Annotated in this window: 17 protein-coding genes; 7 read left to right on the forward strand and 10 right to left on the reverse strand. The window is 54.9% G+C overall.

All coding sequences use genetic code 11. The features are described 5' to 3' along the window. Both EPYR_RS11530 and EPYR_RS11535 read right to left on the reverse strand, forming a co-directional pair. Nucleotides 1-843, reverse strand: coding sequence for an N-acetylmuramoyl-L-alanine amidase (locus tag EPYR_RS11530; protein WP_012668578.1), 843 nt, complete (start codon nucleotides 841-843; stop codon nucleotides 1-3). Continuing rightward, on the reverse strand, nucleotides 843-1,166 hold the full coding sequence (locus EPYR_RS11535; RefSeq protein ID WP_012668579.1) for a heavy metal-binding domain-containing protein: 324 nt from the start codon (nucleotides 1,164-1,166) through the stop codon (nucleotides 843-845). The genes EPYR_RS11530 and EPYR_RS11535 overlap by 1 nt, the downstream gene beginning before the upstream one ends. 100 nt (nucleotides 1,167-1,266) lie before the next feature. On the opposite strand from EPYR_RS11535, the gene EPYR_RS11540 reads away from it, so the two are divergent. The 6 genes from EPYR_RS11540 to EPYR_RS11565 all read left to right on the forward strand — a co-directional run bounded on the left by EPYR_RS11540 (nucleotide 1,267) and on the right by EPYR_RS11565 (nucleotide 5,728). Beyond that, nucleotides 1,267-1,797 (forward strand): lipoprotein, encoded by a 531-nt coding sequence (locus EPYR_RS11540; protein WP_012668580.1) that lies wholly within the window; start codon nucleotides 1,267-1,269, stop codon nucleotides 1,795-1,797. 202 nt (nucleotides 1,798-1,999) lie between these two features. Next, complete coding sequence (gene artP / locus EPYR_RS11545) at nucleotides 2,000-2,728, forward strand: arginine ABC transporter ATP-binding protein ArtP (protein WP_012668581.1); 729 nt, start codon at nucleotides 2,000-2,002, stop codon at nucleotides 2,726-2,728. A gap of 15 nt (nucleotides 2,729-2,743) precedes the next feature. Further along, a complete protein-coding gene (gene artJ / locus EPYR_RS11550; protein WP_012668582.1) occupies nucleotides 2,744-3,475 on the forward strand; it encodes an arginine ABC transporter substrate-binding protein in 732 nt (243 codons plus the stop codon). Nucleotides 3,476-3,478: 3 nt separating this feature from the next. Continuing rightward, the gene (artQ, locus tag EPYR_RS11555; protein WP_012668583.1) at nucleotides 3,479-4,195 is read left to right on the forward strand and encodes an arginine ABC transporter permease ArtQ; all 717 of its coding nucleotides are present in this window, start codon (nucleotides 3,479-3,481) and stop codon (nucleotides 4,193-4,195) included. After that, nucleotides 4,195-4,866 (forward strand): arginine ABC transporter permease ArtM, encoded by a 672-nt coding sequence (gene artM, locus EPYR_RS11560; RefSeq protein ID WP_012668584.1) that lies wholly within the window; start codon nucleotides 4,195-4,197, stop codon nucleotides 4,864-4,866. Before artQ ends, artM begins: the two co-directional genes overlap by 1 nt. A gap of 130 nt (nucleotides 4,867-4,996) precedes the next feature. Then, nucleotides 4,997-5,728 (forward strand): arginine ABC transporter substrate-binding protein, encoded by a 732-nt coding sequence (locus tag EPYR_RS11565; protein WP_012668585.1) that lies wholly within the window; start codon nucleotides 4,997-4,999, stop codon nucleotides 5,726-5,728. 47 nt (nucleotides 5,729-5,775) lie between these two features. Here EPYR_RS11565 and EPYR_RS11570 read toward each other — a convergent pair whose 3' ends face one another. From EPYR_RS11570 to EPYR_RS11605, 8 genes are all read right to left on the reverse strand, one after another. After that, nucleotides 5,776-6,267 (reverse strand): YbjO family protein, encoded by a 492-nt coding sequence (locus EPYR_RS11570; protein WP_041474012.1) that lies wholly within the window; start codon nucleotides 6,265-6,267, stop codon nucleotides 5,776-5,778. A 210-nt stretch (nucleotides 6,268-6,477) separates the two neighbouring features. After that, nucleotides 6,478-7,323, reverse strand: coding sequence for a putrescine ABC transporter permease PotI (gene potI, locus EPYR_RS11575; RefSeq protein WP_012668587.1), 846 nt, complete (start codon nucleotides 7,321-7,323; stop codon nucleotides 6,478-6,480). Then, on the reverse strand, nucleotides 7,320-8,282 hold the full coding sequence (potH, locus tag EPYR_RS11580) for a putrescine ABC transporter permease PotH (protein WP_012668588.1): 963 nt from the start codon (nucleotides 8,280-8,282) through the stop codon (nucleotides 7,320-7,322). Before potH ends, potI begins: the two co-directional genes overlap by 4 nt. Before the next feature lie 16 nt (nucleotides 8,283-8,298). Further along, a complete protein-coding gene (potG, locus tag EPYR_RS11585; protein ID WP_012668589.1) occupies nucleotides 8,299-9,432 on the reverse strand; it encodes a putrescine ABC transporter ATP-binding subunit PotG in 1,134 nt (377 codons plus the stop codon). Nucleotides 9,433-9,564: 132 nt separating this feature from the next. Then, nucleotides 9,565-10,674 (reverse strand): spermidine/putrescine ABC transporter substrate-binding protein PotF, encoded by a 1,110-nt coding sequence (gene potF, locus EPYR_RS11590; RefSeq protein ID WP_012668590.1) that lies wholly within the window; start codon nucleotides 10,672-10,674, stop codon nucleotides 9,565-9,567. Nucleotides 10,675-11,114: 440 nt separating this feature from the next. After that, complete coding sequence (locus EPYR_RS11595; RefSeq protein ID WP_041474123.1) at nucleotides 11,115-11,594, reverse strand: YbjN domain-containing protein; 480 nt, start codon at nucleotides 11,592-11,594, stop codon at nucleotides 11,115-11,117. A gap of 279 nt (nucleotides 11,595-11,873) precedes the next feature. Continuing rightward, nucleotides 11,874-12,596: an oxygen-insensitive NADPH nitroreductase gene (nfsA, locus tag EPYR_RS11600; RefSeq protein ID WP_014539153.1), complete on the reverse strand. Its 723-nt coding sequence runs from the start codon at nucleotides 12,594-12,596 to the stop codon at nucleotides 11,874-11,876. Beyond that, on the reverse strand, nucleotides 12,580-12,816 hold the full coding sequence (locus EPYR_RS11605; RefSeq protein ID WP_012668593.1) for a DUF1418 family protein: 237 nt from the start codon (nucleotides 12,814-12,816) through the stop codon (nucleotides 12,580-12,582). The genes nfsA and EPYR_RS11605 overlap by 17 nt, the downstream gene beginning before the upstream one ends. A gap of 178 nt (nucleotides 12,817-12,994) precedes the next feature. Here EPYR_RS11605 and EPYR_RS11610 point away from each other — a divergent pair, with 178 nt between their 5' ends. After that, on the forward strand, nucleotides 12,995-13,258 hold the full coding sequence (locus EPYR_RS11610; RefSeq protein WP_012668594.1) for a GrxA family glutaredoxin: 264 nt from the start codon (nucleotides 12,995-12,997) through the stop codon (nucleotides 13,256-13,258). Nucleotides 13,259-13,457 lie beyond the last annotated feature (199 nt).

A 13,457-nucleotide genomic window follows, 5' to 3' on the forward strand; every position in this document is an offset into this window, starting at 1 on the left:
CTACTGCGCACCGTATTTTTCGAGCAGCGCGGCGGCGATAGCCTCTGTTTCCGCATCGGCGATGCCACGGTAGTCTGAGGGGCGGAAATGCATCTGAAATGCCGCGATCAGCGCCTGCAGCTGATACGGCATCATCTTGCCCGGCACGTCATAGCCGTAGCTCGCCAGCAGGCCAAGCAGTTTCGTTTTGTCTACCCGCTGGCTGGCGGGCCGCCCGGCCAGATAATACGCCACGCGGTCATCATCTGGCCACGCACCCACGCCCTGCCCGGCCAGCCAACGCCACGGAAATAGCGGGCCGGGATCCTGCTTACGCAGCGGGGCGATATCGCTGTGCGCCACCACGTCCTGCGGGCTGATAGCGTAACGCTGGACGATATCACGCATCAGCGGCAGCAGCGCGGCCATTTGGGCAGCAGGGAAAGGAGCCCAGCTCACGCCGGAGTCGGTGCGGTGCCAGCCGGGGTTCTCCAGCTCAATACCAATCGAGGTATCGTTGAGCCGGGTGGCTCCGCGCCAGAAGCTGATCCCGGCGTGCCAGGCCAGCATCGACTCCGGCACCAGCCGCCACACCAGCGGTTGACCGTCATATTTTGGCGGCGCGGCGGGAAGCAAATAGTGCGCGCTGACGCTGCGGTCGGTCAGCACGTTAAGCGAACGCGGGAAATCACCGGCCGTATAATGAATAACCAGCACCTTGATGCGCGGGCGCGCACCGTAAGCTTCCTCGCGGGTATCGACCATATAGCCCTGATGCGGCTGCAGCCCCTGCGGCGTTATCGAGGTATAAAGAGAGATTGCCAGCAGAACCCACAATGGGCGTATGACGGACAGAGGTCGCATCAGTTACGGAGTTTCACCGCAGTACCGCTAACGCTGACCATCAGCATACTGCTGTCTTTGCCGACTGTTTCATAGTCTATATCAATCCCCACCACCGCATCCGCGCCCAGCGCGTTTGCCTGCTCTTCCAGCTCGGCAAACGCAATTTGGCGCGCTTTACGCAGCTCTTTTTCGTAAGCGCCAGAGCGCCCGCCGACGATATCGCGGATGCCGGCAAAAAAGTCGCGGAAGATATTTGCGCCGAGGATCGCCTCACCGGTCACCACGCCACAGTATTCGCTAATCGGCTGGTCTTCCAGCGTGGGGGTTGTGGAAAATTTCATGTTGCTCTCCTTGATCAAAATGGCTTTCGCTTTCGGGGTTAAACGGAGTGGCTATACTCAATGATAAAGCACCCCCGCTGATAACAATAAGGAAATCACCATGAAATACCCGCCTTTCGCCGCCGTGATCCCTGTGGCTCTGCTACTCAGTGCCTGTTCCACCGTCGAGCCTGCCTGGAAAGATACCGGCACACGCCTTGGTTCCTGCGTCGATGGCGGCCCCGATAGCGTGGCGCAGCAGTTTTACGATCTGCGTGCGCAGCAGCCATCAAATGGCGTGCCTGATGCGCAGCTGCTGGCAAAATACCGCCCTTATCTTAGCGACAAATTGTATCAGTCGCTGATTGACGTACAGCGCCAAACGCAAAAAAGCGCCATACTGAGCGGTGATATTTTCTCCAGCGCCAGCGAGGGCGCAAGCCACGCCAGCGTTGCCGATGCCTCGACCATTCCCAACCGCGATGCCCGCAACATTCCACTGCGCGTCACACTGGCACAGGGTAATCGTGAATGGCAGGATGAAGTATTAATGGTACGCGAAGGAGCCTGCTGGACGGTGGATGACGTGCGTTACCTTGGGCATAACCCACATTTGGGCAGCGGTTCCCTCTATCAACTGCTGTCAAAATAAGGTTTCACTGCGCGCCCCGCCCTGTGGGGCGCACGGTTGCATAATATTGACAGGCTAACAGGCCAGATAAGCGTGCAAAGCGATATGATGTGCTGACATTTGCCACTTATGCGAGCAGAAATAAATTTTAACGCACAATGATTGCATAACTATTCTGTCGGCGTTAAGATTTGCGCCATCAATTGCTATTCACTTTTTGCGCATGAGTATTCAACTAAACGCTATCAACTGCTTCTACGGCGCCCACCAGGCGCTGTTTGACATTCAGCTAACTTGCCCGGAGGGCGAGACGCTGGTTTTGCTTGGGCCAAGCGGTGCCGGTAAAAGTTCACTTCTGCGCGTGTTAAACCTGCTGGAAATGCCGCGTTCGGGTACGCTTTCGATCGCCGGAAACAACTTTGACTTCAGCAAACCTCCTGCTGACAGCGCCATTCGCGAACTGCGTCAAAATGTCGGCATGGTGTTCCAACAATATCATCTCTGGCCGCATCTGACCGTCACACAAAATCTGACGGAAGCCCCGTGTCGCGTGCTCGGTTTGAGCAAAGAGCAGGCGCATGAGCGGGCGAAAAAACTGATCGAACGCCTGCGCCTGACCCCGTTCGCCGACCGTTATCCGCTGCATCTGTCGGGGGGTCAACAGCAGCGCGTAGCCATTGCCCGGGCGCTAATGATGGAGCCAGCCGTGCTGCTGTTCGACGAACCGACTGCCGCACTCGACCCTGAAATTACTGCGCAAATCGTCAGCATTATTCACGAGCTGGCGCAGACAAAGATCACCCAGGTTATCGTCACCCATGAAGTTGAAGTGGCGCGTAAGACCGCCAGCCGCGTGGTATACATGGAAAACGGTTACATCGTGGAACAGGGTGATGACCGCAGCTTTAACCAGCCGCAAACCGAGGCGTTTGCACATTATCTATCGCACTGATTGCAGGATATAACGATGAAAAAGATTGTCATTGCCGCACTGCTCGCGGGATTCAGCCTGAGCGCCAGCGCCAGCCAGACCATCCGTTTTGCTGCTGAAGCTTCTTATCCGCCGTTCGAGTTCATTGATGCCAACAACAAAATTCAGGGCTTTGATGTCGATCTGGCAAACGCACTGTGCCGCGAAATCGATGCCGACTGTACCTTTACCAACCAGGCCTTTGACAGCCTGATCCCCAGCCTGAAATTCCGTCGCTTCGATGCGGTGATGTCGGGAATGGATATCACCCCCGAGCGCGAAAAACAGGTGCTGTTTACCCAAGCCTATTATGATAACTCTGCCCTGTTTATCACCCAGAAAGGCAAAGTGACCAGCGTGGATGCGCTGAAAGGCAAGCGCGTCGGGGTACAGAATGGCACCACGCATCAGAAGTACATTGCCGAGAAACTGCCGGACGTCAAAGTGGTGCCTTATGACAGCTACCAGAATGCTATCCTCGATTTGAAAAATGGCCGTATCGATGCCGTGTTTGGCGACACAGCAGTGGTCAACGAGTGGCTGAAGAATAACCCGGAGCTGGCACCGCTCGGTGACAAGGTGACCGACAAAACCTACTTTGGTAGCGGCCTCGGCATCGCCGTAAGCCAGAGCAACAGCGAGCTGCAGGGTAAACTCAACGCGGCGCTGGACAAAGTCAAAGCCAACGGTAGCTACAAAGCTATCTACAGTAAGTGGTTTCAGCAGTAATCAATGAACGAATTCTATACTCTTGCCAGCGCCGCCGGGATGACCGTCGGACTGGCCGTCTGCGCCCTGATCGCCGGATTATTCATGGCGATGGTGTTTGCCGTTTGGGAATCTGCCCGCTGGCGCGCGCTGGCGTGGCTTGGTACCGGGCTGGTCACGCTGTTTCGTGCTTTACCGGAAATCCTCGTGGTGCTGTTTATCTATTTTGGCGCCTCGCAGCTGCTACTGATCCTGTCGGATGGTTTTACCATCAATCTGGCTTTCGTGCAGATCCCGGTTCAGGTCAGCATCGAGAATTTTGACGTCAGTCCCTTCCTCTGCGGAGTGATTGCCCTGGCGATCCTCTACTCTTCCTATGCATCGCAAACTCTGCGCGGCGCGCTGCAGGCTGTCCCGCTGGGGCAATGGGAGTCTGGCCAGGCGTTAGGAATGAAAAAATCTGCTGTCTTCTTGCGCCTGATCGTGCCGCAGATGTGGCGACATGCGTTGCCGGGGCTGGGCAACCAGTGGCTGGTGTTACTGAAAGACACGGCTCTGGTGTCATTGATCAGCGTTAACGACATTATGCTGCAAACCAAAAGCATCGCCACGCGTACCCAGGAGCCTTTTACCTGGTATGTGATTGCTGCGGCTATCTACCTTGTGATCACGCTGTTCAGCCAGCAGGTGCTGAAACGCATTGAACTACGCGCTACACGCTTTGAGCGGGGAGATACCTGATGTTGAGCTATTTTCCCGAACTGCTGAAGGGCCTGAACACCAGCCTGTCGCTAACCGTGGCGTCGCTGCTGCTGGCCCTGGTGCTGGCGCTGGTTTTCACCGTGGTGCTGGCGTTGAAAGTGCCGGTGCTCAGCATGCTGACCCGGGGTTATATCACCCTGTTTACCGGTACTCCGCTGCTGGTTCAGATTTTCCTGATCTACTACGGGCCGGGCCAGTTCCCGTCTGTCCAGAATATATCATGGCTATGGAGCCTGCTGTCACAACCGTGGCTGTGCGCGCTGTTAGCGCTGTCACTTAATAGTGCCGCCTACACCACGTTACTGTTCCACGGTGCGGTACGCGCCATCCCCTCCGGGCAGTGGCAGGCCTGTGCCGCACTAGGGATGGATCGCAAAGACCAGCTGCGCATTCTGCTGCCCTATGCTTTTAAACGTGCGCTTTCCTCCTATTCCAACGAGGTGGTGCTGGTGTTTAAAAGCACATCACTGGCCTATACCATCACGCTGATGGAGGTGATGGGCCACGGGCAGCTGCTGTACGGGCGCACCTACGACATCGGCGTATTTGCCGCCGCTGGCGTGATTTATCTGTGCGTCAACGGCTTGCTGACCCTGTTGATGCGCCTGATTGAACGACGGGCGCTGGCCTTTGAACGGCGCAACGGATAAATGCTGACGGCGGGCTATAGCAAACGGCCCGCCATCGACAGATCGCTTCTTTAACCATTTCAACAAACTATGGCTAAGGCCATTTGCCGACGCCTCTGTGGGAACAATAAGAAAGTAAGGAACAGAAAAGATGAAAAAAATCGTTCTGGCGGCCCTGCTCGCCAGCGTTGCCTTTGCTACCCAGGCCGCAGAGAAGATTCGTTTTGCCTCGTCGGCAACCTACCCGCCTTTCGAATCCCTTAACGGCGAAAATCAGATCGTCGGCTTCGATATCGACCTGGCTAACGCCCTGTGCGCGCAGATGAAAGCGGAGTGCAGCTTTAGCAATAATCCGTTCGACAGCCTGGTACCCGCGTTGAAATTCCGCCGCTATGACGCGGTAATATCCGGCATGGATATCACCACAGAGCGCAGCAAGCAGGTGAGTTTCACCCAGCCTTATTATGCCAATTCAGCCATCGTCATTGCGCAGAAAGGCAAATTCAGCACTATTGCACAGCTGAAAGGGAAACGTGTCGGAGTTGAAAACGGCACAACGCATCAGAAGTATCTGCAGGGAAAACATCCGGAGATGATCACTGTCGCCTATGACAGTTATCAAAATGCCATTCTCGACCTGAAAAATGGCCGGCTGGAGGGCATTCTGGGAGATAGCGCGGTGGTAGGTGGCTGGTTGAAAACCAATGCGAATCTGGCGACCGTAGGTGAGCACATTACCGACAGCGATTTCTTCGGCACCGGCGTCGGCATTGCGGTGCGCAAAGACAATCAGGCTCTGCTAAAGCAATTTAATGCGGCTATTGATGTGCTGAAAGCCAACGGTACTATCGACAGGCTGGATCGGCGCTGGTTCACGCGGTAACCGGCGGTGGGCGCGGCGGTAAGCGATGCTGCGCCCGATCGGTATATTTAGCGCTCAGCCCGGCAGGTGAAAAAACGGCGGCTGCCAACAGGGACAAAAAGCAACAGCAGCACCAGCAAATCGGGTGATTTCTCCAGCAGCAGCGCGGGTATCAGCTGGCTGTCATGTTCCCTGACAATGCTGAAAATCTCCGGGTAAATCCAGCCCATCGAGGCGAAAAACATATATAGCAACACCCCGGCCTGAATAGCGAGAAAGCCCCAACGCCCCCAGTTATGTCCGCGCATCAGGGCAAGCGCGCAGCGGAGTTCCATTAACCACACCAGCTGACTGGCGATAAAAATCAACGTTGAACCCCAGGCCTGAGCACTGCGATGAATCAGGTTCAGCATCTCCTCATAGCCAAGTTCGTTAGCCAATAGCACAACGCCAAGGCAGCGAGTGGCAATTATTGAACTGCCGGCAACCCACACCGCGACCGGCATATGTCTCGCCCAGCGAAGCGAGGCCTTGTTTTCTCCAAAAATCGGTAACATCACTCCCTCCGTCCCTGCGCTTGCTGATGGTGCAAAAGCGTTATATCAGCGCCAGGCCACCTGCTACCAATAAAAAAAGCGTTTCAGCTTTTAGCAGCACCGATAAATAAGTCTGTGTTGCACATTATTCACCCACTTGCGGGCTGGCCTGGTGCCGGGCGAGTTTACCCGCCGATTATTAAAGGCGCTCGCTGTAGCGAGCGCCCCGTAGGCTCATTGACCACCACGGGCCTTGTGCAAATCCTTCAGCCGCCGCTGTTCTTCACGCGCCATCAGCCGCCAGGCCACAAATCCGACCATCCCCACCGCCAACAGGATCAACGACGCCAGGGCGTTAATTTCCGGGTTAACCCCACGGCGCACGCTGGCAAATATCTGCATCGGCAGCGTGGTGGCTCCCGGCCCGGTGACAAAGCTGGATATGACCAGATCGTCAAGCGACAGCGTGAATGCCAGCAGCCAGCCGGTCACAACGGCCGGAGCTATCATCGGTACGGTGACCACAAAGAATACTTTCAGCGGCGTGGCGCCGAGATCCATCGCCGCCTCTTCAATCGATCTGTCCAGCTCACGCAGCCGGGAATTGATCACTACGGCCACATAGGCAGTGCAGAAAGTCACATGCGAAAGCCAGATAGTCAGCATCCCGCGATCGGCGGGCCAGCCGAAGGTATTTGCCATCGCCACAAACAGCAGCAGTAGCGACAGCCCGGTGATCACATCCGGCATCACCAGCGGAGCAGTCAGCATAAAGGCAAAGCCGGTCGATGTCTTAAAGCGGCCAAAACGCACGATGACCACCGCCGCGATAGTGCCGAGGATCGCTGCCGCCGTCGCCGACATGGCGGCAATTGACAGGCTGAGCGTCACCGCGCTAATCATGGCATCATCGTGGAACAATACCCTGTACCAGCGCAGCGAAAGGCTCTCCCACCCGGCGAGCGGCGACGAGTTGAATGAATAAACCACCAGCAGCAGCATCGGCGCGTACAGAAAGAAAAAACTGACGGCGAGGATCGCCGTACGCCATTTCGAGCGAATAACAGGCAAACTGTTCACCCCTTGCCCCCGATCTCTTTGTTCTGATGCTTATGGAACCAAATAATTGGCAGGATCAGGATCAGCAGGATAATCACCGCCAGAGCAGAGGCTACCGGCCAGTCACGGTTGTTAAAGAACTCCTGCCACAGCACGCGCCCAATCATAATGCTGTCCGGGCCACCGAGCAGTTCCGGGATCACGTACTCCCCGACCGCCGGGATAAACACCAGCATTGAACCGGCGATAATCCCGCCTTTGGTCAACGGCACAATCACGCTAAAGAAGGTCTTCAGCGGGCGCGCACCAAGATCCAGCGCGGCCTCCACCAGCGAGTAATCAATACGCGTCAGCGCGGTATAGATGGGCAGCACCATAAACGGCAAATAGCAGTAAACGATACCGATATACACGGCCAGATTGGTGTAGAGGATAGCAAGCGGATGGTCGGTGATACCGCTCCACAGCAGAAAACGGTTTAACACACCGTTATCGTTGAGGATGCCCATCCACGCATAAACTCGTACCAGAAATGAAGTCCACGAAGGCAAGATCACCAACAGCAGCAGGATATGACGCGTTGAGGCCGGGGCGTGCGCTACCGCCCATGCCAGCGGATAGCCAATCAGCAGACAGATCGCCGTCGAAATCGCCGCCACCTGCAAAGAGTGCAGATAAGCATCGATATACAGCGGGTCATCGGTCAACGTTAAGTAGTTACCCACGTTCAGCACCATACTTAGCTTCCCGTCTGCCCAGCTGAGCAGTTCGCTATAGGGCGGGATGGCACGCGCCACGTCGGCAAAGCTGATTTTAAGCACCATCAGGAACGGCAGCAGAAACAGCAGCGAAAGCCAGAGGTACGGCAGCGCAATCACCCACTTACGCCCGTGCGCCATCTGTATATGAGTCAGCAGCCCTTTTATGCCGGTTTGCCGGGCGCGCGGATTCGGTGTGTGACGTTCAGAAAATTGACTCATTACCCCTCCCCAACCGCTACCATGCCAGGATCACGCAGCTGTCTTGATCCCAACACAGATGCACTTCATCACCCCAGGTGGGCGCCCCCTGACGGAAGCGGTGCGCGTTTTGCAGCTGGGCGCTAATCATCTGACCTTTACCCAGGCGCACATGATAGATGGACAGGTCACCGAGATAGGCAATATGCACCACTTCGCCGATGGCATAATTGCAGCCATCAGCAGGTGGCTGTGCGCACAGCATCACTTTTTCCGGTCGCAGCGCCACGGCCACCGGCACGCCATCGACCACTGACGCATCAGAGGTGACTTTTAGCGGATGGGCAAGCCCGGGGCTGTCAATCAGCAGGTTATCAGGCCGACGTTCGCGCAGCATTCCCTCAAACAGGTTTACCGAGCCGATAAATTCGGCGCTGAAGCGCGTGGCCGGATGCTCGTAAATTTCTTCAGGTTCGCCGATCTGGACGAATTTCCCCCGGTTCATAATCGCAATACGCCCGGCCATGGTCATCGCTTCTTCCTGGTCATGGGTCACCATCACACAGGTCGCTCCCACACGCTCAAGGATATCCACCACTTCATGCTGCATCCGGTCGCGCAGTTTCTTGTCCAGCGCGCCCATCGGTTCATCCAGCAGCAGCAGCTTTGGCCGCTTTGCCAGGCTGCGCGCCAGCGCCACACGCTGACGCTGACCACCGGAAAGCTGGTGGGGCTTACGTTTGGCGAATTCCTGCATATGCACCAGCGCCAGCATCTCGGCGACGCGCGCGGTGATTTCCCCTTTTGCCAGACGATCCTGCTTCAGACCAAAGGCGATATTTTGCTCCACCGTCATGTGCGGGAAAAGCGCGTACGATTGAAACATCATATTTATCGGGCGCTGATAGGGCGGCACATGGGCGAGATCCGTGCCGTCCAATACGATTTGTCCCTGAGTGGGCGTTTCAAATCCCGCCAGCATGCGCAACAGCGTTGACTTACCGCAGCCTGAAGGCCCCAGCAGGGCAAAAATCTCGCCTTTGTAGATGGTGAGGTTCACATCATCTACCGCGTGCTGACCTTCAAAGGATTTGGTCAGATTACAGATCTCCAGCAGCGGCGTCAGCACCTTGCCAGCTTTGCTTTGAGGACGGGGGATTGCATCATTCACTGCCATTTTACTCCGGCGCTTCCGGCGCTATAGGTAAGGCTTGCTATCGGGGATCTGCCCCGCGCTGAAATGGCCAAACAGAGGCCGGTTGACGCGCCTCTGTTACTGCTTTCACGTTAAGGTGTTTAACCGTTACTGACCACTTTTCACTTTAGTCCACGCCCGCGTGCGCACACGGTCAAGCTTCGGTTCTTGCACCCTGAGCGTGAATAGTTTTGCCATAATGTCTGCCGGAGGATAAACGCCAGGGTTATTACGGATGGCGGCATCGACAAACGGCACCGAGGCTTTATTCCCACTGGCATAGAAAACCGCATTGGATATCTGCGCCATCACTTCAGGTTTCAGCAGGTAATTAAGGAACTGATAAGCTTCATCGACATTTTTCGCATCTTTAGGGATGGCCAGCGTATCGAAAAACGCCAGTGCGCCCTCTTTCGGGATGCTGTAGGCGATATCGACACCGTTTTTCGCCGCCAGCGCGCGGTTCTTCGCCTGCAGAACGTCGCCCGCCCAGCCGATGGCCACGCAGATGTTGCCGTTGGCCAGATCATTGATGTATTGCGATGAGTGGAAGTAACGAATGTTTGGACGCAGCTTCAGCAGCAGGTCAGTGGCTGCCCCCGAATAATCTTTTGCATCACTGCTGTTCGGGTCTTTACCCTGATAGTTCAGTACGGTGGCAAAGATCTCTTCAGGAGCGTCAAGGAAGGAAACGCCACAGCTTTTCAGCCTGGCGAGATTTTCAGGCTTCAGCACCAGATCCCAGCTATTCACCGGGGCATCTTTGCCCAGCGCCGCTTTGACTTTTTCAACGTTGTAGCCGATGCCGGTGGTGGCCCACAAATAAGGGATAGCATATTTATTGCCCGGATCGTGTTGCTCCAGTTTTTTGAGCAAATCCGCATCAAGATCCTTGTAGTTCGGCAGCTTGTTACGATCCAGAGGCTGAAAAACGCCGGACTGTAGCTGGCGCGCAAGGAAGCTGGAAGAAGGCACTACCACATCATAGCCGGTGTTGCCGGCCATCAATTTCCCCTCCAGAACTTCATTGGAGTCGAAGACGTCATACACCACTTTGATGCCGGTCTGTTTCTCAAAATCCGCTACGGTATTTGGCGCAATATAATCAGACCAGTTGTAGACATGTAGCGTCTTGTCGGCGCCCAACGAGCCAGCGGAAAGGGTCATCAGCATCGCCGCAGCACCCACAGATAACCATTTTTTACCTTGGTTTAACATCTTCTATCCTCCAGAGCAGGGCTAGTCTTTAGGCCACGCAGCGCCAGCGCAAAGCACCAGCAGCAACGAGCAGCAATGAGCAAATCGACAGTGCATCATTATTCACTGTAGTACGTATACCAGACTCCTGGCTTCCCGGTCGCATCACGCCATGAACCCAGCTACGCAAGGATAGCCCCAGTCATTCATGCTGGAAAGCTCCTGGATTAAAAAACGCCGGGTAGCGATTTATTATGCATATTTTCCCTACATGACAGGCATCAGACGCGGTAAACCCCGATAAAATTCGGTAACAGAGGGCAAAACGCAGAATAAAAAAGGGTGGGGAAGGTGAGACAAGCGCGGTTAAACAGCTTTACACGCCTGATTGACTGAAAGAAAAGCAGGCAAGAAAACGGGCGGAAGCGATCCCGCCCGCAGCAAAAACCCTTAAACGCGCATTAATGCAGCAGAGAATGGCTGGTTATCATCGGAGGTCGTTCTTCATCTTCAGCGAGCATCAGCAGATCATTAGCAAAGGCTTCCATGACGATCATCGAAATCTGTTCTTCACTCTGTTTCATAAAGTGAACGAATTGACCGTAGGTCAGACCGGCCGCTGCGCTGAGCGACTGGCAAACAATCAACTTGGGCAGATTATCGTCCTGAATATCCAGGAATGCTTTCACCGTTAGTGAACTGGCATTGATTTGCGAAAGGTCGCCCGCAAGCGGGATCAGCGCGGTCGGCTTAACCTCAGCCAGCGCCGAAAACAGGATAACCCCGTCCATCAGATCAATCTTGGCATCGAAAACGCCGTCGAAATTCTGCATATGGGGCAGATGAAGAGCCTGACACGAATCACACTCAAACCAGGTGATACTTTGTTGATCCAGCCAACGTCGTAGCACGTCGAGATCCGGGACGACCAATGAAACCATATGCATTTGTCTCTTAAGCCTTAAAATTGCGTTCTAGCTTACGGAAAAACGTCAGCAAAAACTACGATCGCGATAGAAATATGAGGTTAAAAACCGCAATTAGGACAGAACTCATACTGCCGGCACACCAATTCCATTCATCGCCATGCCAACACCTTTTGCTGCGCTGACTTTCACAGCACGTTTGTTTACCCGGCGGCGTGTCACCGCCATTTACAGCGCGGCGTTGCCGGGCATTGTTGCCGGATCGCGGCGTGACAAAGGGCCAGGGAACCAGGATTAGCGCGTAGCCCAGCCTTGCTGATGCAGATAATCAAGGATAAACGGGCGGCTCTCTTTGCTGAGGGTTTTCTGGATATGTTCACTCCAGCTTTCAGATCGAGGATTGCTGTCGCGGTGCTGGTAATACTGCACAAGATCCTCGTCGTATTGCGCCAGCAGTTCGCCGTCTAAGGCCCGATAACCGTTTTCATGCACCAACAGCTCCGCCGGCATACGTGGCTTACATTGCGGATCCTGAGCCGGTCTGCCCAGACACAGGCCAAACAGCGGCAGCACAAATTTGGGCAGACGCAACAGTTGCGTGACTTCTGCAATATGATTACGAATACCGCCGATGTATACGCCGCCAAAACCGAGCGATTCTGCGGCTATCATGGCATTCTGCGCCATCAGGGCCGTATCGACACAGCCCAGCAGCAGCTGCTCTGCCATACCCAGCTCCGCCTGCGGGCTGATTTGCTGCAGGCGATTGAAATCAGCACAAAAAACCCAGAATTCAGCGGCTTGTGCAACATATTGCTGGCCGCCGCTCAGTTTCACCAATGATTCACGCAAAGCGTGGTCGCTGATGCGGATAATCGAAGAGCACTGCAAAAAGCTGGAGGTGGAGGCTGACTGGGCGGCGTCCACTATAGCTGCACGCTGTTCGGCGGTGATTTTCTCGTCACTGAATGAACGGATCGAACGATGGGAACGCAATAGTTCAATGGTCGGGGTCATGGGAATATCCTGGTTTGGGTTTATCACGCAATGAACGTGCACTAAACAATGCGGGGGCGATGATTTTGGCACAGCGCCATATCTTTACCGTCGCGGCGGGCTTTCCGCTCAGCGGCCACGGCAGTCTCTCATGCAGTGCAAGGGGGGCGGCGACCAGCAGCGCAATACCCAAGACTTCCAGTAGCAGTACCGGGCGGGATAGTTGACTAAAGGCACGCATAATCACTCTCCTGGCTGCGGCTATCTGCTATGCAGAGCCAGATTGAAACCTGCAAACGGTCGGTATAGATCTGGCGAATCAGACTAACAGGTAATACCTTCTTTCTTTAAGCACGAGATGCGGGCATCATTCAGCCCATTAACTTAAAATTGCCCTACAAAAATTTCAGGAGAGCACCATGTTTGCAGTGATTTTTGGCCGTCCGGGCTGCCCATTTTGTGTACGTGCTAAAGAGCTGGCAGAGAAGCTGACTGAAGATCGTGAAGACTTTAACTTCCGCTATATCGATATCCATGCTGAAGGCATCACGAAAGCCGATCTGGAAAAAACCGTCGGTAAACCGGTAGAAACCGTTCCACAGATTTTCCTCGATCAAACTCATATCGGTGGCTGCACTGATTTTGAAGCTTACGCGAAAGAAAATCTGGGTCTGTTCCAGTAAATTCTGCGGGCTGCGGGCGTTGGTTTACAAGCCAGCGCCTGAGCTTATCCACCCTGGCGCAAAATCCTTGTCCCCCTCCCCGGCAGCATCTGCATTCCCCTTAACCCGCCTCGCCCCTTTTGCGTATAGCCTGCCATGCGAAAATAAATAACCGATCATAAATAAACACGCCGCGAGGTGGCTGTACGGCTCGGTAGCG

Origin of the sequence: Erwinia pyrifoliae DSM 12163, from assembly GCF_000026985.1 — a bacterium.
GTDB lineage: Bacteria > Pseudomonadota > Gammaproteobacteria > Enterobacterales > Enterobacteriaceae > Erwinia > Erwinia pyrifoliae.

What these genes read in the sequence shown, in the direction of transcription:
- EPYR_RS11530 (WP_012668578.1), bottom strand. Translation starts at nt 843, where the DNA reads ATGCGACCTCTGTCCGTCATACGCCCATTGTGGGTTCTGCTGGCAATC.
- EPYR_RS11535 (WP_012668579.1), bottom strand. Translation starts at nt 1,166, where the DNA reads ATGAAATTTTCCACAACCCCCACGCTGGAAGACCAGCCGATTAGCGAA.
- EPYR_RS11540 (WP_012668580.1), top strand. Translation starts at nt 1,267, where the DNA reads ATGAAATACCCGCCTTTCGCCGCCGTGATCCCTGTGGCTCTGCTACTC.
- artP (WP_012668581.1), top strand. Translation starts at nt 2,000, where the DNA reads ATGAGTATTCAACTAAACGCTATCAACTGCTTCTACGGCGCCCACCAG.
- artJ (WP_012668582.1), top strand. Translation starts at nt 2,744, where the DNA reads ATGAAAAAGATTGTCATTGCCGCACTGCTCGCGGGATTCAGCCTGAGC.
- artQ (WP_012668583.1), top strand. Translation starts at nt 3,479, where the DNA reads ATGAACGAATTCTATACTCTTGCCAGCGCCGCCGGGATGACCGTCGGA.
- artM (WP_012668584.1), top strand. Translation starts at nt 4,195, where the DNA reads ATGTTGAGCTATTTTCCCGAACTGCTGAAGGGCCTGAACACCAGCCTG.
- EPYR_RS11565 (WP_012668585.1), top strand. Translation starts at nt 4,997, where the DNA reads ATGAAAAAAATCGTTCTGGCGGCCCTGCTCGCCAGCGTTGCCTTTGCT.
- potH (WP_012668588.1), bottom strand. Translation starts at nt 8,282, where the DNA reads ATGAGTCAATTTTCTGAACGTCACACACCGAATCCGCGCGCCCGGCAA.
- potF (WP_012668590.1), bottom strand. Translation starts at nt 10,674, where the DNA reads ATGTTAAACCAAGGTAAAAAATGGTTATCTGTGGGTGCTGCGGCGATG.
- EPYR_RS11595 (WP_041474123.1), bottom strand. Translation starts at nt 11,594, where the DNA reads ATGGTTTCATTGGTCGTCCCGGATCTCGACGTGCTACGACGTTGGCTG.
- nfsA (WP_014539153.1), bottom strand. Translation starts at nt 12,596, where the DNA reads ATGACCCCGACCATTGAACTATTGCGTTCCCATCGTTCGATCCGTTCA.
- EPYR_RS11605 (WP_012668593.1), bottom strand. Translation starts at nt 12,816, where the DNA reads ATGCGTGCCTTTAGTCAACTATCCCGCCCGGTACTGCTACTGGAAGTC.
- EPYR_RS11610 (WP_012668594.1), top strand. Translation starts at nt 12,995, where the DNA reads ATGTTTGCAGTGATTTTTGGCCGTCCGGGCTGCCCATTTTGTGTACGT.